We start from the raw sequence: 18,822 nt of genomic DNA on the forward strand, positions 1-18,822 counted from the left end.
AAGACAGCCCGGCCCGGTGGCGTTGGCGAAACTGGAGAACATGGAAGCACAGGCGGGATGGAAAAAAGAAACGGCGCGATCAAGGGGCATGCCTCGGTCACGCCGCATTATGGAATCTTTGGAACGGGGCGGCGGGCGCGTGTCTTGTTTTTATGCTGTCTATTGTACTTTTCCGCGTAACATATCCAGATAGTCAGCGTACTCCTGAACCATGCGTCGCCGTTCCGGCAGATACTCGGCATAGTTGTACGCGGCGCGGACGCCGTTGCGCTCACAATGAGCAAGCTGGCGCTCTATCCAGTCTGTGCTATAGCCAAGCTCGTTCAGGAGGGTGGACGCCATTGACCGGAAGCCGTGGAAGGTATGTTCGCCGGTGGCACAGCCGAGTTGCCGCAGAACACGCAGAGGGCCTCCCCTGTACATGGGGCCGTTGGTTCCCGTCCTGTTGCCAGGAAAGACAAAGCGTCCATCGCCGCTTTTCTCATGCAGTTCATGGAAAATTACCAGGGCCTGACGCGAAAGCGGCACCATGTGGATTTGCTTCATCTTCATCCGTTCCGCCGGAATGCGCCATTCCGCCGCCTCAAGGTTGATTTCCTCCCATTCCGCGCGGATCAGTTCATTGGCCCGGACAAAAACCAGCGGCGCAAGACGCAGGGCGCGGGAGATGAAAAAGTTCCCCTTATATGCGTAGATCCTGCGCAGCAGTTCGCCCACGGCAACGGGTTCGGTGATGGCCGCATGGTGGCCGTTGACCGTGGGGGCGAGAGCGCCGCGCAGATCGGCGGCAATGTCGTGTTCCGCCCTGCCGGTGACAACGGCGTAACGGAAAATCCGTCCGGCATCACGCAGCGCCTTGTGGGCTATGGTCAGCGCGCCCCGTTCCTCCATCCGCCGCAGAACGGCCAGCAGTTCCCTTGGGGTAATAGCGTTGATGGGACGTTTGCCAATGTGGGGGAAGAGGTTTTCCTCCATGATGCGGATGACCGCCTTTTGGTATGCGGGAACCCATTTCGCTGAATATTTGGCGTACCACTCCCGCGCCACGTCCTCGAAAGAGTTGCGGGCCGCTTCCGCCGCCGCTTCTCTGGCCTGGCGTCGGGCCTCGCTGGGATCGGTATGTTCCCGCAGCAGCTTTTTGGCCTCTTCCCGTTTTTCCCGCGCCTCGCGCAGGCTCACGGACGGATACGGGCCAAGGGAAATGAGCTTCTGCTTGCCCGCAAAGCGGTACGCCAACCGCCACGATTTTTTGCCCGTAGGCGTGACGTAGAGGAACAGGCCCCCGCCGTCCGAGTGCTTCTGAATCTTGCCGTTGGCTGTGACATGCCGTATGAATGTGTCGGTCAGTTTCATCCGGCCACCTCCAGAGTGGTGTTTCTTGGTACGGCTGGACTGACCGCTACCAGCATATTCCTGAAAAAACCTTTTGATACAAGGTAGTACAAGAAATATGCCGGTAGCTGAGAGGGGAACCCCGTTCAGTTTTCCAGGGTCGGGGGCAGCACTGCCAGACCCTGGGAAACGCCGTCATTGACCGCCCAGACCTACCAAAAGACTACCAACACGTCTACCAACGGTTTTTGTGGATGCAGGTGGATTTTTGTGGATGGGATAAGGCAAAGATTCCCGATTAACATATTGAAATTACATGCTAATCAGACATCTTTGGACTTCCTGAAACGAGTTAGGCAACTTAATCAAAAAAATGCTCTAATGAGGGCTGACCTTGGGGGCGTGCCGATAAAGCCCGTGCCCCCCAAGACCGCTCTACGCATTCCTGTCTCCGCTTTTCACTATGCTTCAGGCTGCCGGATTTTATGCTCCCGCAGCATTTCGGCCACCTGGGCCACGTCTTTGTCGCCCCGGCCGGACAGGCTGACCAGAAGCGCCTTGTCCCCGGACATGCCCGGAGCCATTTTCATGGCCTGCGCCAGGGCGTGCGAGGATTCCAGGGCGGGAATCACGCCCTCATGGCGCGAAAGCGCAAAAAAGGCCTCCAGGGCTTCCTGATCCGTGACGCTGACATATTCGGCGCGCCCCTGATCCTTGAGCTGGGCGTGTTCCGGCCCGACCGAGGGGTAATCAAGGCCCGCTGAAATGGAGTACACGCACCCGGCCTCGCCGTCGGCATCCTTGATCATATAGGAATGAAAGCCGTGCAGCACGCCCGGCTCGCCCAGGCAGAGCGAAGCCGCATGCTCGCCGTAGGCCGTGCCCCGGCCGCCGGGTTCCACGCCTACCAGGCGCACGTCGGCATCGTCCAGAAAACCGGCGAACAGGCCGATGGCGTTGGAGCCGCCGCCCACGCAGGCCAGGCAGACGTCAGGCAGGCGGCCGAGCTCCTCCAGCATCTGGGCGCGGGCCTCCCGACCGATGACAGACTGGAAACGGCGCACCATATAGGGATAGGGATGCGGCCCCACAGCCGATCCCAGCACGTAAAACATGTCCGGATCGCTGATCCACAGGGCCAGGGCTTCATCCACGGCTTCCTTGAGCGTGCGCTGGCCCGATGTGGCGGGCAGCACGCGCGCGCCCAGCATCTCCATGCGGATCACGTTCAAATGCTGGCGCTCAATGTCCACCTCGCCCATGCAGATTGTGCACTCCAGGCCCATGAGCGCCGCGCTCGCGGCCGTGGCCACGCCGTGCTGACCCGCCCCGGTTTCGGCAATGACGCGCTTTTTGCCCATGCGCCTGGCCAGCAGGCACTGGCCCAGGGTATTGTTGATCTTGTGCGCGCCCAGGTGGTTCAAATCTTCGCGCTTGAGCCAGATCTGCGCGCCGCCCAGACGTTTGCTCAGGTTGGCGCAGTGAAAAACCGGGCTGGGCCTGCCGGTATAATGAACAAAAAGAGATTCCAACTCCCGCTGAAAGGACGTGTCCTCAAGGGCCGCATCAAGGGCCCGGCTCAGCTCATCCAGGCGCGCCTTGATGGCTTCCGGCACGTACTGGCCGCCATATGCGCCGAAAAACCCCCGGCTGTCGGGGATGCCGTAACGGGCGGATTGGCTCATGCTCTTCTCCTTCACTGGAATTGAAAAATCGCAAAAACGGCTCTTATTCTGTCTTTTTTGCCCCGCCCCTGTCAAGGCGACGGCGGCTGCTCTCAGGGCACGGCATTTCAAAGTCAATCTGTCCCGGATGCGTCCTTGAGGACTGAACGGTCGCGCCTCCGAAGGATTCGCCTTTGAGATATTTTCTTCAAAAATTCATTTTACTTTTACATGGTTGAGAAAGAAATTTCACTCTAAAGGTGAAACTCTCGAGCCTCCCCACGCCTTGCCGCCGGGGGTGATTTTCCATATATTGCCTCAGCCCGCGGCAGGCTCCGCAATGCCGCGTCCGCAACCGGGAGTGCTTTTGATGATCGACGAGAAATTCACCGGCAACGGCAAGGTGCTGCTGCTCGCGGGCGGCGGTAAAATCTACACGGATCTGGCGGCGCGCTTTGTGCGCAGCGAGCGCGCGCTGGAAGACATTGCCGCTTCGCCCTACTCCCGCCGGATTGTTGAAAACATTCTGGCTTCCGGGCATCGCGCGGCTCTGGAGTTCGACTTTTTTCTCTTCGGCATTGAGGGCTACTCGCGCGTCACGGAGACCCAACTGGTGCGCAAGCGACTGGCCTCCTATCTGATCAAATCCGGTCGGGCGGAGCTGAACGGCAAGCGGCGCTTCTCCGTGGTGTATCCGCGCGAGGCCGCGGAATTCCAAGCCCCTGTGACCCTGCCCGACGGGCGCGAGGCCCGGCTGAGCGGCCGGGATCTGGCCGAGCTGACCCGCCAGTGGTATGATGCCGGTCTCAGCGCCGGGCTGCCCGAGGAAGACCTGCGCTATCTGAAGCCCCAGGCCACGGAGTTCAAGGCGATCATCGGCATGAACGCCCACGCCCTGCTGGACTGGTTCGCCATCCGCTGTTGCCGCAACGCCCAGCATGAAATCCGCGATCTGGCCTGGAAAATGCTGCGCCTCTGCCGCCGGGCCGCGCCGGATCTTTTTGCGGGCGCGGGCCCCAATTGCGTGCAACTGGGCTATTGCCCGGAAAACGCCTTGCAGAATGCGCGCTGCAAGGGCCGGATCATGACCAAGGACGAAGCCCTGGCCCTGCTGCGCGAGCACGGGCGGCACAGCCCGCGCCGCGAGGAATTTGAGAAAGAGTGAGCCGCTTGGGGCTCAGGGCCTGGCCGCGCACGGGCCTTCAGGCCTGTGCTGGCCCTCCCGCGCCCAGGCTGCCGCGTCGTCCGCCCCTGCCGGGCGCTCGCCTTTAGAGCAGATTACCTTTGACTTTTTATGAAAGTCAAAGGTGGCATTCAGGCGAAAACCGCGTTTTTCGGCAGAGCGAAACTTTCAGACGCCATGCGCTGCAAGGTTACTCCGCTCCAAAGGGGCGCTCATAATCGTCCACGTCAAAGCGCTCCTGCCTGAGCCAGCAATGCCGCTCAGCCTCGCTGATCCGGCGCAGCGCCCGGCAGGGATTGCCCACGGCCAGCATATTGTCCTCTATATCTTTGGTCACCACGCTGCCCGAGCCGATCACCACGTTGTTTCCCACATGCACGCCGGGGTTGATCACTGTATTGCCCCCGATCCAGACATTGTCGCCGATACTGACGCCCACGCCATACTCATAGCCCGAATTCCGGGGCGTCGGGTGCAGCGGATGCCCGGCCGTGTAAATGGCCACATTGGGCGCGATCATGGCGTAGTTGCCGATCCTGACCCTGGCCACGTCCAGCACGGTGAAATTGTAATTGGCAAAGAAGTTTTCGCCGACTTCAATATTATAGCCGTAATCACAGTAAAACGGGCCTTCAATGCGCAGATGCCTGCCGCATGCCCCGAGAATCTGGCGGATCAGGGCGTCACGTTCCTCTTCCCGCTCCGGCGGCAGGCTGTTATAGCGGAAAATTTTCTGCCGGTTGGCAAGACGCTCTTCCGCGAGGCCGTCCAGCCAGGCTTTGTACGGCAGCCCGGCAAGCATTCTTTCCTTGTGATTCATGGGCGATTTTCTCCTGAGCGCATCAGCCCTGCCGCGGGCACGCTGAAGAGCGGCGGCCATCCGGCCGCCGCTCTTCAGCGTGCCCGTACCACAGCGCGGGCGAAATGTACTTGCGCCGTTACGCGCTCTAGAGCATTTTGCTTTTGAAATTATTCAATTTCAAAAGCGGCGCTGCCATCATTTCCCCGCAAGCGGGACAAGCCCCCGCAAGCGGGACAAGCGCCTGAAAAGCGTGGTTTTCAGGCTCATTCGGCGCGGGCGTCCGCTCTCGCGGCCGCCAGAGCGGTTGCCGTTTTCAACAGCAAACCGCTCTAGATGAAGAATATCCAGGTCAGCAGCGCAAACAACGGGATCAGGATGCCCACGGACCACAGCATGTAACCGAAAAAGCTGGGCATCTTCACGCCCTGGTTTTCCGCTATGGAGCGCACCATGAAGTTGGGCGCGTTGCCGATGTAGGTATTGGCGCCCATGAACACCGCGCCCGCGGAGATGGCTACCAGGGTGGTGGCCATATCGGTCATCAGGTGCGCCGCGTCGCCGCCCGCGGTGTTAAAGAACACCAGGTAGGTGGGCGCGTTGTCCAGGAAGCTGGAAAGCGCGCCGGTGAGCCAGAAGTACATGGCGTTGACCGGCTGGCCGTCCGGCGTGGAAACCATCTGGATCAGGGAGGCCAGCGCGCCCTCCGTGCCGGCGCGTAAAATGGCGATGGCCGGAATCATGCTCAGGAAAATGCCGAAGAAAAGTTTGGCCACTTCCTCAATGGGAGCCCAGGAGAAACCGTTGAGCTCGCGGCAGCGCTTGCTGGTGAACTTCCAGGAAAGACCGGCCAGGCAGAGCAGGACAATGTCCCGCAACAGGTTCTGGCCTTCCACGGGCACGCCGTAGACTTCGATCCAGGCGCCCAGCGGCATCATGCCGGAGGCCAGAACCGCCAGCACCACGCCCAGGAGAAAGAGCAGGTTGATCTTGCCGTCCAGGCCGAGTTTTTCTTCCACGGCCTTGGGATCATGCGGCGCCGCGGGACGGCCTTCCTTGTTGAAAAGCACTGTGTCCAGGAGGAAGAAAATGGCCAGCAGCGTCACGGAAAGAAGCAGGGTTTTGAAGAAAAGATGCGCGGTGGTCCAGAAAAAGCTGACGCCCTTGAGAAAGCCCAGGAAAAGCGGCGGATCGCCCAGCGGCGTCAGCGAGCCGCCGATGTTGGCCACCAGAAAGATGAAAAACACGACGGAATGCACGCGGTATCTGCGATGGGCGTTGGCGCGCAGCAGCGGCCGGATCAGCAGCATGGCCGCGCCTGTGGTGCCCATCCAGCTGGCCAGGATGGTGCCCACGGCCAGAATGCCCGTATTCACCAGCGGCGTGCCTACCAGCGAGCCTTTCAGGCGCACCCCTCCGGCCACCGTGAAAAGCGCGAAGAGCAGGACGATGAAGGGGATGTAATCCAGCAGAATAATGTGCAGAAACTCGTATAATGCCACCGGAAAGCCGAAAACCAGCAAACAGGGCACCAGAAACGCCAGCCCCCAGAACACGGCGATCTTGCCGAAATGGTGTTCCCAGAAGTGCGGCAGCGCCAGGGGCATGATGGCAATGGAAAGCAGCATGCAGGCAAAAGGAATCACCCAGACGGCTGAAAGCTGCGAGCCGGGGATGGTGGGGTGGCCCTCGGCGGCCAGAGCCGCGCAAGGCAGGATCAACAGCACAAAGAGGGCGGAAAGCATGGTGCGGAGTTTTGACATGATGCGCTCCTGAAAAAAAGTACGATCGCACTATTCACTGAAAAAAAAGTTTTTTTCGTTTTTTAGGCTAAATCCCATGCGTTTGCAATGCGCTTGCCTGAAAAAGTTTTTTCTGACACATCAGCGGAACAGGCGGCGACGCGCCAACGCCCGACCGCCGTATGCCTGAGGCCGCATGCGCGCCCGGGGGCAGGCGGGAGAGCGTTTTGCTCATGAAATTAGCTAAACGCTCTGGCAGGGCGAAGCCATGCCCGCCGCGAGCGTCAGCCGTTGGCGGCTGTGCCGCCTTACGGATGACGACAGCAGAGATAGGCGCAGGCGAAATTTACTTTCGCCGTGAAGCGCCGGAGCGAGCGTTTTAAAAGCAATATGCTCAAGAACCCGCCCCGGTCGGACGTGAAGATCATTTTGCCCGGAAGTGTCGCTGCTCTGTTTCAACCCCTGCAACCCGAGAAGGACCGGAAAACATGTCCAAAGAGCCCACGCCCCGGCGCAGGGAACGCCTGCTTGAAGTCCTGCGCCGCCGTCAGGACGATCTGACCCTGGTGCTGGCCAATATTCACGATCCGCACAATGTTTCGGCTATTTACCGTTCCTGCGACGCTTTCGGCGTCAGCCGGGTGCATCTTTATTACACGGACACGCCTTTTCCGACGCTGGGGCGCAAAAGCTCGGCTTCGGCCCGCAAGTGGGTGGAAAGCGTCCGCCACAAAAACAGCGCGGAGCTGATGGCCGCTTTGCGCGGCGCGGGCATGCAGGTGCTGGCCACCTCCTGCGCGTCTGCCGCCAGACCGCTGCGCGACTGGGACTTCACCCGCCCCACGGCCGTGATTATGGGCAACGAGCACAGCGGCGTGGAGCCGGAATTGCTCTCCCTGGCCGACGGCGCTTTGTACATCCCCATGCGCGGCATGATTCAAAGCTTCAACGTCTCGGTTGCCGCGGCGATCATTCTGGCCGAAGCCGCGCGCCAGCGCGAGGCCGCGGGCATGTACGCCGCGAGCCGCTTGAGCGAGGCCCAACTGGAATTGAAACTGGAGGAGTGGCTGAAGAAATAGCCCCGCTCACGCCCGGCCGCCGCCACGGCGCGCCGCAGCGCGGCTTGCCACGCTTCCTGCTTCTTGCGCTTTCCAGGCGGCAGGCTGGCGCCCGCCTCATTCCTTATGCGGGAAAACGCGCTTTTCAAAGGCCTTGCCGTTCCACTGAAAGCTCACGTCATTGGCCAGGGGCACATGCGCCATGCCGGAGCTGTTCCAGAACACGGGCTGGGCCTTGAGCCCCCCCAGGCCCAGGCAGATCAGCACCGTGGGGTTGACGTCCCGCGGCAGCTTTTGCCCCTGGCCCAGAAACTCGCTGATATCCGGTTCCGGGGGAGTATCAATGGGCACCATGCGCGCGGAGCTGTCCACCCGCCACAATTCCATGGTGCAGATCGGGCTGCCCAGGGTGCCCACAGCCGCTTCCACCGAGCCGTCGGCGCTGTTGCGGAAAAGCCGCAGGGCCACGGCGCTGTCCCGGAAGGGCAGGGCCGCGAAAACGATCACGTCCTCGGTTTCTCCGGCGATTTCCCAGAATTCCGTATGGCCTTCAGCCAGCAATTGCTGCTTCTCCGATTCGGAAAGACCTTCTGCGGTATTTTCAAAAATACTGACCGGCAGCAGGGTGAAAAGGCCCCTGGCCGTCATGCCGTTGTCTTCGGCTTGCGCCCGCGCGGCAGCAAGCAGTGGGATCAGCATGAACAGAAAAGAGGCGATCCGCAGGCAATGAAGCATAATTACCTTCCTCTCCGGCAACGACCGGTCACAGCGGCAGCCATTAGAGCACAGGAGCGCGGCTGCCAATCCGTAAAAATTTTTATACTGCGTTGGGCAGGCTTTGTCCAGACGCCCTGCTGTTGCGGCCAGGGCTGACGCAGCCTATGCGGCAGCCCCGGGCTTGCCAAGAGCTTCAGGGCTGCTTACATACAGCCCCATGAAAACGGACAACAAGCCCTGCATCCATATTGAAAAGGCCCGTCAGCACAATCTCAAAAACATCAGCCTGGACATCCCCCGCGACGAGCTGGTGGTGATCTGCGGGCCTTCCGGATCGGGAAAATCCACCCTGGCCTTTGACATCGTGTATGCCGAGGGCCAGCGCCGGTATGTGGAATCCCTTTCGGCCTATGCCCGTCAGTTTCTGCCCCAGATGGACAAGCCGGATGTGGAAAAGATCGAGGGCCTTTCCCCGGCCATTTCCCTGGAACAGCAGAGCGTTTCGCGTAACCCGCGATCCACCGTGGGCACGGTCACGGAAATTCACGACTTTTTGCGCGTCTTTTTCGCGCGCCTGGGCCGGATGTACTGCCCCCGGTGCGGCCGCCCCATTGAGGCGCGGGCCGCGGATGAGATCATCGGCGACATCCTGGCTCTGCCGCAGGGGACCAAATTCATGGTCCTGGCGCCGCTGGTGGAATTGCAGAAGGGCACGCATCTGGACAAGTTCAAGAAGCTCAAGGCCGAGGGTTTTGCACGGGTGCGCGTGGACGGCGTTTTTTACACCCTGGACGACGTGCCCGCCCTGGACAAAAACAAAAAGCACAGTATTGAGCTGGTGGTGGATCGCCTGGTGAGCAAGGAGGGCATCCGGGGGCGGCTGGCCGATTCCGTGGAGCTGGCCTTGCGCTACGGCGAGGGCCGCCTGATTCTGCATGAGCCGGGCAAGGCCGGGGCCGGCTCGGAGGCAGGCGGCGACAGCATACATTCCACGACCTCGGTCTGTCCGCATTGTCATATTTCGTTGCCCGCGCCCAGCCCGCAGCTTTTTTCCTTCAACGGCCCGCAAGGGGCCTGCCCGCGCTGCGTGGGTCTGGGCAGCGTGGATTATTTCGAGCCGCGCCTGATTGCGCCCAACCGCGGCCTTTCCCTGAACAGCGGCGCGCTGCTGCCCTGGGCCACGCCCAGGATGTTCAGCCGTTACGCGGCCGCGCTCAAAGCCCTGGGCAAGCGTTTCAAATTCACGCTCTCCACGCCCCTGCGGGACTTCTCGGACGCGGCCCTCGCGGCGCTCTTTTACGGCGAGGACGAGCGCGGCAAGCCCGCTGCCGGCTCCCTGGGTCTGCGCCGCAACTGGATGGGCGGCAATGTGGCTCTGGGCGCGGGCGGGGATTATCAGAGCGAGCATTTCACGCAGGCCCGGCTGGCCCAGAGCGCGCTGAACGTGAGCGACGCGCGCTGGCCCGGCGTCATCCCCCTGCTGGAAAAAGGCATGCAGTACGGCGAGGCCTGGCGGGAAGTGCTGGCCCGCTTCCGGCAGTCCATGGACTGCCCGGATTGCAAGGGCGCGCGCCTCAAGCCCGAAGCCCTGGCCGTGCGCGTGGACGATCTGAATATCGCGCAGTTCTGCGGGCTTTCCGTGGAACGGTGTCTGGAATGGCTCCGGAAGCGCGCCTTTACGGGACGCCACGCCCTGATCGCCGAGCCGCTGCTCAAGGAGCTGACCTTCCGCCTTTCCTTCATGCGCAACGTGGGCTTGGAATATCTTTCCCTGGGCCGCTCCATGAGCACGCTTTCCGGCGGCGAGGCCCAGCGCATCCGTCTGGCCTCGCAACTGGGATCGGGTCTGGTGGGCGTGACCTATGTGCTGGACGAGCCGTCCATTGGCCTGCACCCGCGCGACAACGAGCGTTTGCTGGGCACCCTGCGCTCCCTGCAGACGCGCGGCAACACCGTGCTGGTGGTGGAGCACGACGAGGCGACCATCTGCGCGGCGGACACGGTCATTGAGCTGGGGCCCGGCTCCGGCTCGCAAGGCGGGGAGCTTATGTTCCAGGGCCCGGTGGACGAGCTCCTGAACAGGGCCGACACGCTCACGGCCCGTTATTTGCGCGGGGACGAATCCACTCCCCTGCCCGACGCCCGGCGCGAGGGCCAGGGCGCAATCCTGCTGCGCAACGTGACCACCAACAATCTGCGCGGCATTGACTGCCGTATCCCCCTCGGCGTGCTGACCTGCGTGACCGGCGTGTCCGGCTCGGGCAAAAGCTCGCTGGTGGTGGACACGCTCTACAAACATCTGGCCCTCAACCTGGGCCTGCGCGTGGACCAGCCGGGCAGCATCGGCGGCCTGAGCTACGAACAGGGCGGCGCGCCCATTGAGCGCATCGTGGCCATTGACCAGACGCCCATCGGCCGCACGCCGCGTTCCAATCCGGCCACCTATACCAAAATATTCGATGAAATCCGCAACATTTTTGCCATGACGCCGGACGCGCGCAAACGCGGCTACAAGCCCGGGCGCTTCAGCTTCAACGTGCGCGGCGGCCGCTGCGAGGCCTGCGGCGGCGACGGGCAGATCCGCGTGGAAATGCATTTTCTGCCCGATGTGTATGTGACCTGCGACATCTGCAAGGGCAAACGCTACAATCACGAAACCCTGGAAGTGCGCTACAAAGGCCTGAATATCGCCGAAGTGCTGGATCTCACCGTGCATCAGGCCCGCCAGCTCTTTGAGAACTACCCCTCCCTGGAGCGCCGGCTGGCCGTGCTGGAGGAAGTGGGCCTGGAATACCTGCGCCTGGGCCAGCCCGCCACCACGCTTTCCGGCGGCGAGGCCCAGCGGATCAAGATCTCGCGCGAGCTGGGCAAGCGTTCCCTGCCCGGGACCATGTATATTCTGGACGAACCCACCACCGGTCTGCACATGCACGAGGTGGGCAAACTGATTAAGGTGCTGCATGCCCTGGTGGACAAGGGGGCAAGCGTGGTGGTCATTGAGCACAATACGGACATGATCCTGGCCTCGGATTATGTGCTGGACATGGGGCCCGGCGGCGGCGAAAACGGCGGCCTGATTGTTTCGGCGGGCACGCCCGAGGCGCTGGTGGCCGATCCCCGGTCCGTGACCGGGCGTTTTTTGATGCAGGAGCGCACGGATCGGCTCAAACGGCGCAAAAAACAAGCCGCCTGAGCCTGGCCCGAAGGGCTTGCGGGCGTGGTCGCTGTCGCCCGCAAGGACGTGCAGAGAGCGACAGCAGCTCTATCGGCAGCAGAGCCAGGCGCAGACGCAATTTCCTTGCGCCGTCAAGCGCCGGAGCGAGCGTTTCAAAAGGACTATGATCCAGGGATCAGGGCAACTTGCGTTCCGGGCAGCCGCGTGCGCGGCAGTTTTTCTTGCCGTCGCCGCTGTCCTCGCAGCCGCAGGAACAGTGCCCCTTGCGCAGGCAACGATAAAAGCGACGGCCCATGAAAACGAGCGCCCCTGCTATGCAGAGAAGCACGAGAATCAGCTGTATGTCCATGTTTGCTTTCTCCTTTGCGGATTTTTTGATCCCGTTGCGCTTTCATAGTGCGCTTTATGAAAATGAAAGTCAACTTCATAATAGGCATACACAAAAAAGAGGCGCCGGCCAGACCTGCGACACGCGCAGAGCGTCCAGACCGCGTTGCGGTAGCCGTTAGCAAGCTTTGCTTGCTTGCGCCAGCCGTTGGCGAGTCTGCGAGCCTTACGGATGGCGACAGCGGTTTCGTTGAATGTTTTTTTGTGGTAACTAGAGCATTTTTTGATTGAAAATATTCATTTTCAATCACTTCGCCGCCATCATTTCGCGTCCAGGCTTCAGCCGTTGCGACGAAGGAAGCTACGGATGAAGACAGCAACTGGTTACTGCGACAGCCAGCCAACGCAACCGCTGTCGCCAGAGCGTTTGGCTCATTTCATGAGCAAAACGCTCCAGAGCATTTTGCTCTTGAAAATATCCACAGCTTTTACACCGGCCCGCAGCATGTGAGGCGGTTATCGGTTCGCACGCTTTTTTGCTTGCCTCAAAAAGCGTATTTCTGTCCGTTGTCTGATATTCTTGTATTTTTGTCTTTATCTTACTCCACTACTTCAGTCATGACGCGCCATTTTTATCTCTTTCCGATTTTTCTCTGAAGCTCCAGGAGCTTTTTTTGTATGTAATTCCCAATCTGAGCAAGGTGCGCTGAATGGCAGAAATATTACATGTTTTGTTAAATTTTGCTTTTATCTTCTCAAGAGTGATTGAAGGTTGGTCCCTTATAAGCAAAATGAGTTCATTTTCTTCTTCTTTGGTAAAAATTCGAGGACGACAACCGCGTTTTTTCGGAACTTGTTCTTCATTATTGGCATCTGCTCTTAACCAGTTTTGTATTGTTTTGTAATGAACGCAATAGGCATCAGCTAACTGTTGCTGTGTAAATTTGCCAGTTTTGTATGCCTCAACAGCCTTGATCCGGAGTTCTTTGCTTGCGATTGCCATACATACAGTTTAAAATATTTTTTACATATTTTCAATAGCAAAACGCGCTAGCGTCCCCAAATGCTCAGCAGGGGCCGGGCCCCCAGCAATTCGTCCAGGGGCATCTCGACCTTTTGCGCGCCCGCGGCCCAGGGAGCCACCTGATACGGCTGAAAGTTGATCAAAAGACCTGCGGGCGTAAGCGTCAAACTGGAAAAATTCTCCACCGTGGGCGCGGCTCCGTCCCTGAGCATCTGTTCCTGGCGGCCGCCGCCGAGACGGCGGGACAATTCCCGGTATGACCAGTCGGACATCAACTGCAAGGCCGTCTCCGGGGCCTCGAACAAGTCTACCAGACCCAGGCGCTGGCCCGTGATCAGGCTGTAGTTCAGGGTAATGATATCCTGGTTGCCGTGAGCGCCGCCGGTATAGGTCCAGATTTCAAATGTAAGGCTTATGGCCGCGTCGGAGGGGCGGGAAACATCGCAGGAGCCCCAGAGCTCGTAGGAGGGGCCTTGTTCCGCTTCATCTTCCCTGCCGGACAGGCCGAAACCTTCGGTGTCCAGATGTTTCTCAAAGGCGTCGGCAATGCTTGTGGCCCAGTGGCGGATGTCCGCGTCAATGTCACTGCGGCCGAGGGAGGGATAGCTGATATTGATCAGAGGTTTGCCCGGGCCTCCGGGGCGGATGATCTGATGATCCAGAATGCCCGGTCGCGTGGAACCGGAAATTTCGGCCGCCGCCGCATCACTGCCGCGCAGTTCGCCTGCCGCAGTGTCCTCTGCTGACAGGCTGCCCGCAGGCAGTGCCGGGGAAGAGACGGCCAGATCCGGAAGTGCTGCGCCGGCCACGGCGGTTGCGGTGAAAAGACAGCAAAATATTCCCATCAAAAACGCACAAAAAACACGGGGCATGAACCCACCTCAACGCGCCATTGGGCGCTTCTCGTAAAGCCCGAAGATTCACCAGAGCATTTTTTGATTGAAAATGAATATGTTCAATCAAAAAACACTCTAACGCGCAAGGCAAGAGCGCAAATACGTCGCGCCTGTGCCTGCGCGGCCCTGGCTCAAGCCTCAAGCCGCTTTGCCGCTGCATGTCGAAGCGGTTGAATCCTGCGCGGCAAGCGACCGTGCGCTACGGTTGCGCTATTCCTTCCAGATCTGGGGGTTGGGGCCTGCGGCTTGCAGTTCCGTCAGGGGCATATCCAGATGTTGCGGCCCGGCGGCCCAGGGAGCTACCTGATAGGGCTGGAATTCAATGCGCACGCCTTGCGGCATGAGGCTCAAGTTGGCGAAATTCTTACGATCCGGCGACACTCCGTCGCGTATCATCTCTGCATCGGCATATTCGCCCAGGCTGCGTTGCAGTTCCTGCTGGGACCAGACGGACATCAATTGCAGGGCTTTTTCAGGATCTGCGAACAGATCCGCAAGGCTCAGGCGGCGGCCCGCAGGCAGACTGTAGTTCAGACAGGTGATTTCCAGATTGCCGTGCGCGCCGCCGGTATAGCTGTAGACGTTGAACGTCACGCTCACCGCTGCAGCGGAGGGGCGCGAGATTTCAAACAGCCCGGTGAGATCCCATGTGCTGTAGGTTTCGGGGCGCTCCTCGCCGGGCGCGTCGCCGCTCTCATGCACTTCGCGCTCATAGGCGTCGGCGGTCGTTGCGGCCCATTGCCGGATCTCGGCGTCAACGCGGGGCTGGCCCAGCTCCGGATACCAGAGGCTGACTTGCGGCTGGCCGGAGCCGCCGCGCGTAATCCGCCGGTTGACCACGCCCGGATAAACGGCTTGAACGGGCGCGTCATTTTCCGTGTCGGCAGGCGCGACGGCGCTTTCCGCTGGCTCCGCAGCCGGTTCCGCGGCGGTGGCCTGCGCGCAGAGCAGCAGGAGCGCCAGCGCACAGGCTGCGGGCAGAGTCAGAAACAGGGTATATTCACGCGGCATGTTTTTTCTCCTTGCGGCACTGAAGCAGAATTTTCCAGGCGGTTTTTCTTGAACGCAGGGCACCTTGGAGATTGTACAATTGAGATTATACAATCTCCAAGTGTTAAAGAAGCCTGCCCCGGCATCCGGCCCTGCCGGCCTTGCCCGTCAAGCCCGAACACTCTCACGGGCAAGGCAGGAGCGCAACTGTATTGCGCGTATGCCTTTCTTGCCGGCGTCATCCGCAAGGCGGTTATGTCGCCCACGGCTGAGGCTGGAGTGCGCTTCTTCCACAAGCGGCTTGTTTCCCTGAAAGGAAAAGCGCCTCAAGATGAAGACACAGTCCTAGAGCAATTTCACTTTGAAATTGCTCTGGCGACCGCGGGAGCGGACGCCCGCGCCGAATGAGCGTCCAGACCGCGTTGCGCCAGCCGTTGGCGAGTCTGCGAGCCTTACGGATGGCGACAGCGGTTTCGTTGAATGTTTTTTGTGCTAACTAATTGCTGTCTCCATCCGTAGCTTCCTTCGTCGCAACGGCTGGAGCCTGGACGCGAAATGATGGCAGCGCCGCTTTTGAAATTGAATAATTTCAAAAGCAAAATGCTCTAGAGCAGATTACCTTTGACTTTTTATGAAAGTCAAAGGTGGCATTCAGGCGAAAAACGCGGTTTTCGCCTGAATGTACGCCGCGTTGCGGCGGCTGCCGCTTTCGCGTCAGAGAGCATTTTCAAAGAGAAAATGCTCTAGACTTTAAAACCCAGGCGCAACAGCCAGACTTTGCGCCAGTTTTTGAGCAAAAGCACCACGGCCAGGGCCAGATAGACCTGAGCGAAAAACAAGTGCAGGCGCAAGGGATCATGGGGCAGGCCCAGCATGGCCTCCAGCTGCACGTCGTAGAAAGGCGAGAAGAGCTGGGCCGCGAAAAGAAGCAACAGCCAGAACGCTTCCCGTATGGAGAGGCGCAGATCCAGCAAGAGGGCCACGGCAAAGATCGACTGCCCGGCTGTCAATAATATTTCCTGAAACTGATGCGTGTCAAGGTTTATGGAAGGAGAAAGGCCGCCGGAGGAAACGGCATAGACGCCAGGTATCATGCCCACCAGCAATGTCCACTGGTTAAGTTTGGACGAGAGCAGACTGCCCAGCGCCAGCCCGGCGTTGCCACGCAGAGCGAACATCACGGCCACCACGAATTCAGGAGCTTCAGAGGCGATGGGCGCAAGCCACTGCACGAGCAAAAACTCGTTGACGCCCAACAGCTTGCCGCTGGCCACCAGGCTTTCGCTGAACGGCTCGGCATTGAAGAGGATCACCACGGCCGCAAAAAGAAAAATGCCGATCACAGTCCGCAGGCGAGTGCGCCTGGGCAGCCTGGCCAGCACCGCGGCCGGACCTTCGGGGGCTTCCTCTTCCACCGGACGGCGGGCGATGATCCAGATGTACCAGGCGTAGATGGCCAGAAAGATCAGGCCATCCACCCAGGTAAGCGAGCCCTTAAGCGGAATCAGCAGGGCATAGATTGTGGCCATGCCCAGAAAAAGCACATCCGTGCGTTTATCGTCGTGCAACTGCACGGCCGCGTGGTAGCGCCCGGCGAAAATCAGCACAATGGCCGTCCAGCCCACGCCGATCAGCAGCCGGTTGGCGCCGGTCATATTGGCAATGGCGTAGTGGGAATAGGCGCTTTCCGGGTGCTGGCCCGCCATCCAGGTAAAATACATGTCCACGGCGTATTCCGGCAACACGGCAATAAAGGCCACCACGGCCACGGCCACGGCCTGCGGGATGTCGAGCTGGGCCACTTCGCAAGCCCAGGTCAGCAGGAAGGAAGCCCCCAGAATGGCCAGGCCCGAGAGCAGAGCCACCAGCAGCGGCGACATGTCCGGGTGCATGAAATGCAGGCCCAGCCCCGGCAGGGTGATCAGCGCGGCCAGGAGATATGGGCGCAGGGCGCGGAGGTTCATAACGTCTCCTTGAAATAAGATGCGGTTTTCGCGCTGGATGCGCGTTCTGTTGAGCCCTTTGCAGAGTCGCATTTTCCCCTTGGGCGAAAAATGATCCGAAAGGCAGGGCTTTTCCCGGGCTCCACGCCCCGGCGCACGGCCCCTCCCCTTCAGCCGTTTGCGCGCGCAGCGGGCATGACTGGCCGCAATGCGGCCCGTTGTCTGCCGGAGAGAGCATTCCCATCCGGGGACATGATCGAAAAAAAGACCTTGGCACAGAATGCCAAGGTCTCACTGATCGGCAGGGCCGACGGCGGCACCAGACCCTCAAGGTCAAGCTGTTGATGCCGCCCGGGTTTCGGGAACCCAGTTACTCCCCTTGTGAAGGACACGTTAGCCGCAGGCCGCCGAAGTGTCAAGGCGAACACGCGGCCGTGCTCCAAGGGATGCGCGCGTCACCGTGAGAATGCGCAGGGAGCGACACGGATTGCCCGCAAGGAAAGGGTCGGCGCAGAGCGCGGAAGCCGCATGGCGGGCTTGCCAGCGGGCCTGCCTGCGGCTAATATAATCAGAGAAACCAGGCCGGATCGCGGGTGCAACGGGTACGCCGTGAGCTTGTGGAAGAAAAGGGCATGTCTTTGCCGGCGTGACGCGAGGCCGGGGAGCCCGGCACGGATGAAGCCGTGCTGTTTTTTGCCGCGGGCTTGCCGTTTTTTTTGCGGCCGCCCGGTTCCGGGCGCTGAAAGCGCAGCCGGGTTCCGCGTCCGTCGCGGTAAAAAGCCGGACGCGGCGGGAGCGTCCCCGAGAAAGGCCGCCCCGGGCCGGAGCCGGATACTACGGCGACATGAGGAGACATATTGTGAAAATCGTTTGCCCCCAGTGCGGTTTCAGCCGGGAACTGTCCCCTGATCGCCTGCCTTCGCGCGCGGTCATTGTCACCTGCCCTCACTGCGGCTGTCGTTTTCGTTTCTCGTCCGACAAGGGCCTGCTGGAGACGCTTTCGCCCGTCGCGTCAAAACCTGAAGCAGAAGTTCCGGGCGCGGGCCGCGCGGCCCCGGCAATGCAGGGCGCAACGGAACATGATGATCCCCTGCCGCCCGGCGCCATTGTGCCGGGGCGCGATATGAATGCCGCGGCCGCGCCGTTGCGCCCGGAGGGGATTGCGGCGGACGCCGGGCAGCCTGAACGCGACGATCAGACCGGGGACAACCTCCGGGGCCGCAACGCAGCCGCGGCTGACGAGGCGGAAGAGGACATCCGCCTTGAGGCCAGCCGCGCCTACGCCCGCGAGGCCGCCCGGCTGCGCGGCGGGGCAGGCCCTGAGCCGCGGGACGCGGCGGAAGACATCCCCTGGGATGCGGCGCCGGAAAAGGACGGCTGGCTTGCCTCCTTTTACCAGACGATCATGCGGGTTATGTTCGACGCGCCGCGCTTTTTCAGCAGGCTCAATCCCGGCGCGCACGTGCTGCGGTCTCTGGCTTTTTATCTGATCGTGGCTGTGATTCAGATTGTGGGCGTGCGGATCTGGGGCGGCATGTTGCAGACGCTCATGGCTCCCAGCGCGGCCACGGACCCGCAACTGGGCAAAATACTCGCCATGCTGGCCCCGCAGACCAATCTGGCCATAACCCTGCTGTACAGCACTGCTGAACTCACCTTGCGCATCTATATTTTCAGCGCCATCATCCATCTGAGCTATCGCCTGATCGCGCCGCAGCGAAGCAGTTTTGCCCTGATCTTTCAGGTGCTGGCCTATGCTTCGGCCCCCGGCCTGCTCTATGTCGTTCCCCTGCTCGGCCCGGTGGCGGGCATGATCTGGAATGTGGCCTGCGTGGTGGTGGGCTTGCGCGCCGCTCTGCATCTCAACTGGCCGCAAACACTGATGGGCCTTGCGCCTCTTGCCTTGCTGCTCTTGCTGATCGGGCCGGTGTTCCTGCAGTTGATGGCCGCGGCACAGATCTGAGGGCAGAGG

Annotated in this window: 16 protein-coding genes; 5 read left to right on the top strand and 11 right to left on the bottom strand. The window is 60.7% G+C overall.

Annotated elements, in window-relative coordinates:
* Positions 1 to 159: 159 nt before the first annotated feature.
* The gene (locus G7Y52_RS10485; RefSeq protein ID WP_165071501.1) at positions 160 to 1,353 is read right to left on the bottom strand and encodes an integrase arm-type DNA-binding domain-containing protein; all 1,194 of its coding nucleotides are present in this window, start codon (positions 1,351 to 1,353) and stop codon (positions 160 to 162) included.
* 440 nt (positions 1,354 to 1,793) lie between these two features.
* Entirely contained in the window at positions 1,794 to 3,017 is a 1,224-nt protein-coding gene (trpB, locus tag G7Y52_RS10490) for a tryptophan synthase subunit beta (protein WP_165071504.1), read from the bottom strand.
* 349 nt (positions 3,018 to 3,366) lie between these two features.
* Between trpB and thyX the strand changes: the two genes are divergently transcribed.
* Positions 3,367 to 4,161, top strand: coding sequence for an FAD-dependent thymidylate synthase (gene thyX, locus G7Y52_RS10495; RefSeq protein ID WP_165071506.1), 795 nt, complete (start codon positions 3,367 to 3,369; stop codon positions 4,159 to 4,161).
* A 208-nt stretch (positions 4,162 to 4,369) separates the two neighbouring features.
* Here thyX and G7Y52_RS10500 read toward each other — a convergent pair whose 3' ends face one another.
* Together G7Y52_RS10500 and G7Y52_RS10505 are read right to left on the bottom strand one after the other, a co-directional pair.
* Positions 4,370 to 4,999, bottom strand: coding sequence for a sugar O-acetyltransferase (locus tag G7Y52_RS10500; RefSeq protein WP_165071509.1), 630 nt, complete (start codon positions 4,997 to 4,999; stop codon positions 4,370 to 4,372).
* Between the two features lie 311 nt (positions 5,000 to 5,310).
* Complete coding sequence (locus tag G7Y52_RS10505) at positions 5,311 to 6,741, bottom strand: sodium:proton antiporter (RefSeq protein WP_165071511.1); 1,431 nt, start codon at positions 6,739 to 6,741, stop codon at positions 5,311 to 5,313.
* A 467-nt stretch (positions 6,742 to 7,208) separates the two neighbouring features.
* Here G7Y52_RS10505 and G7Y52_RS10510 point away from each other — a divergent pair, with 467 nt between their 5' ends.
* Positions 7,209 to 7,799 carry an RNA methyltransferase gene (locus G7Y52_RS10510; protein WP_165071514.1) on the top strand — a complete coding sequence of 197 codons (591 nt, stop codon included), beginning with the start codon at positions 7,209 to 7,211 and terminating at the stop codon, positions 7,797 to 7,799.
* A gap of 96 nt (positions 7,800 to 7,895) precedes the next feature.
* Here the strand turns inward: G7Y52_RS10510 and G7Y52_RS10515 are convergent, their stop codons facing one another.
* Entirely contained in the window at positions 7,896 to 8,513 is a 618-nt protein-coding gene (locus G7Y52_RS10515; protein WP_241159706.1) for a hypothetical protein, read from the bottom strand.
* A 199-nt stretch (positions 8,514 to 8,712) separates the two neighbouring features.
* On the opposite strand from G7Y52_RS10515, the gene uvrA reads away from it, so the two are divergent.
* Positions 8,713 to 11,688: an excinuclease ABC subunit UvrA gene (uvrA, locus tag G7Y52_RS10520; RefSeq protein ID WP_165071516.1), complete on the top strand. Its 2,976-nt coding sequence runs from the start codon at positions 8,713 to 8,715 to the stop codon at positions 11,686 to 11,688.
* Between the two features lie 157 nt (positions 11,689 to 11,845).
* On the opposite strand, the gene G7Y52_RS10525 is transcribed toward uvrA, so the two are convergent.
* Positions 11,846 to 12,019: a hypothetical protein gene (locus tag G7Y52_RS10525; RefSeq protein ID WP_165071518.1), complete on the bottom strand. Its 174-nt coding sequence runs from the start codon at positions 12,017 to 12,019 to the stop codon at positions 11,846 to 11,848.
* A gap of 345 nt (positions 12,020 to 12,364) precedes the next feature.
* Here G7Y52_RS10525 and G7Y52_RS10530 point away from each other — a divergent pair, with 345 nt between their 5' ends.
* Positions 12,365 to 12,508 carry a hypothetical protein gene (locus G7Y52_RS10530; RefSeq protein ID WP_165071521.1) on the top strand — a complete coding sequence of 48 codons (144 nt, stop codon included), beginning with the start codon at positions 12,365 to 12,367 and terminating at the stop codon, positions 12,506 to 12,508.
* Between the two features lie 105 nt (positions 12,509 to 12,613).
* Here the strand turns inward: G7Y52_RS10530 and G7Y52_RS10535 are convergent, their stop codons facing one another.
* From G7Y52_RS10535 to G7Y52_RS15010, 5 genes are all read right to left on the bottom strand, one after another.
* A complete protein-coding gene (locus G7Y52_RS10535; protein ID WP_165071523.1) occupies positions 12,614 to 13,000 on the bottom strand; it encodes a helix-turn-helix domain-containing protein in 387 nt (128 codons plus the stop codon).
* A 47-nt stretch (positions 13,001 to 13,047) separates the two neighbouring features.
* The gene (locus G7Y52_RS10540) at positions 13,048 to 13,830 is read right to left on the bottom strand and encodes a DUF3298 and DUF4163 domain-containing protein (protein ID WP_241159707.1); all 783 of its coding nucleotides are present in this window, start codon (positions 13,828 to 13,830) and stop codon (positions 13,048 to 13,050) included.
* A gap of 297 nt (positions 13,831 to 14,127) precedes the next feature.
* Positions 14,128 to 14,928 (bottom strand): DUF3298 and DUF4163 domain-containing protein, encoded by an 801-nt coding sequence (locus tag G7Y52_RS10545; RefSeq protein WP_165071532.1) that lies wholly within the window; start codon positions 14,926 to 14,928, stop codon positions 14,128 to 14,130.
* A 722-nt stretch (positions 14,929 to 15,650) separates the two neighbouring features.
* Positions 15,651 to 16,871, bottom strand: coding sequence for a sodium:calcium antiporter (locus tag G7Y52_RS10550; RefSeq protein WP_165071536.1), 1,221 nt, complete (start codon positions 16,869 to 16,871; stop codon positions 15,651 to 15,653).
* A gap of 547 nt (positions 16,872 to 17,418) precedes the next feature.
* Positions 17,419 to 17,706: a hypothetical protein gene (locus G7Y52_RS15010; protein WP_206215266.1), complete on the bottom strand. Its 288-nt coding sequence runs from the start codon at positions 17,704 to 17,706 to the stop codon at positions 17,419 to 17,421.
* A 3-nt stretch (positions 17,707 to 17,709) separates the two neighbouring features.
* Here G7Y52_RS15010 and G7Y52_RS10555 point away from each other — a divergent pair, with 3 nt between their 5' ends.
* The gene (locus tag G7Y52_RS10555; RefSeq protein WP_165071540.1) at positions 17,710 to 18,813 is read left to right on the top strand and encodes a zinc-ribbon domain-containing protein; all 1,104 of its coding nucleotides are present in this window, start codon (positions 17,710 to 17,712) and stop codon (positions 18,811 to 18,813) included.
* Positions 18,814 to 18,822 lie beyond the last annotated feature (9 nt).

This window comes from Desulfovibrio sp. ZJ200 (assembly GCF_011039095.1).
Lineage (GTDB): Bacteria > Desulfobacterota > Desulfovibrionia > Desulfovibrionales > Desulfovibrionaceae > Desulfovibrio.

Bases quoted from the DNA above. Each gene is read 5' to 3' on its own strand.
- G7Y52_RS10510 (WP_165071514.1), top strand. From the start codon at position 7,209: ATGTCCAAAGAGCCCACGCCCCGGCGCAGGGAACGCCTGCTTGAAGTC.
- uvrA (WP_165071516.1), top strand. From the start codon at position 8,713: ATGAAAACGGACAACAAGCCCTGCATCCATATTGAAAAGGCCCGTCAG.
- thyX (WP_165071506.1), top strand. From the start codon at position 3,367: ATGATCGACGAGAAATTCACCGGCAACGGCAAGGTGCTGCTGCTCGCG.
- G7Y52_RS15010 (WP_206215266.1), bottom strand. From the start codon at position 17,706: ATGTCTCCTCATGTCGCCGTAGTATCCGGCTCCGGCCCGGGGCGGCCT.
- G7Y52_RS10550 (WP_165071536.1), bottom strand. From the start codon at position 16,871: ATGAACCTCCGCGCCCTGCGCCCATATCTCCTGGCCGCGCTGATCACC.
- G7Y52_RS10535 (WP_165071523.1), bottom strand. From the start codon at position 13,000: ATGGCAATCGCAAGCAAAGAACTCCGGATCAAGGCTGTTGAGGCATAC.
- G7Y52_RS10545 (WP_165071532.1), bottom strand. From the start codon at position 14,928: ATGCCGCGTGAATATACCCTGTTTCTGACTCTGCCCGCAGCCTGTGCG.
- G7Y52_RS10515 (WP_241159706.1), bottom strand. From the start codon at position 8,513: ATGCTTCATTGCCTGCGGATCGCCTCTTTTCTGTTCATGCTGATCCCA.
- trpB (WP_165071504.1), bottom strand. From the start codon at position 3,017: ATGAGCCAATCCGCCCGTTACGGCATCCCCGACAGCCGGGGGTTTTTC.
- G7Y52_RS10505 (WP_165071511.1), bottom strand. From the start codon at position 6,741: ATGTCAAAACTCCGCACCATGCTTTCCGCCCTCTTTGTGCTGTTGATC.
- G7Y52_RS10530 (WP_165071521.1), top strand. From the start codon at position 12,365: ATGAAGACAGCAACTGGTTACTGCGACAGCCAGCCAACGCAACCGCTG.
- G7Y52_RS10485 (WP_165071501.1), bottom strand. From the start codon at position 1,353: ATGAAACTGACCGACACATTCATACGGCATGTCACAGCCAACGGCAAG.
- G7Y52_RS10525 (WP_165071518.1), bottom strand. From the start codon at position 12,019: ATGGACATACAGCTGATTCTCGTGCTTCTCTGCATAGCAGGGGCGCTC.
- G7Y52_RS10500 (WP_165071509.1), bottom strand. From the start codon at position 4,999: ATGAATCACAAGGAAAGAATGCTTGCCGGGCTGCCGTACAAAGCCTGG.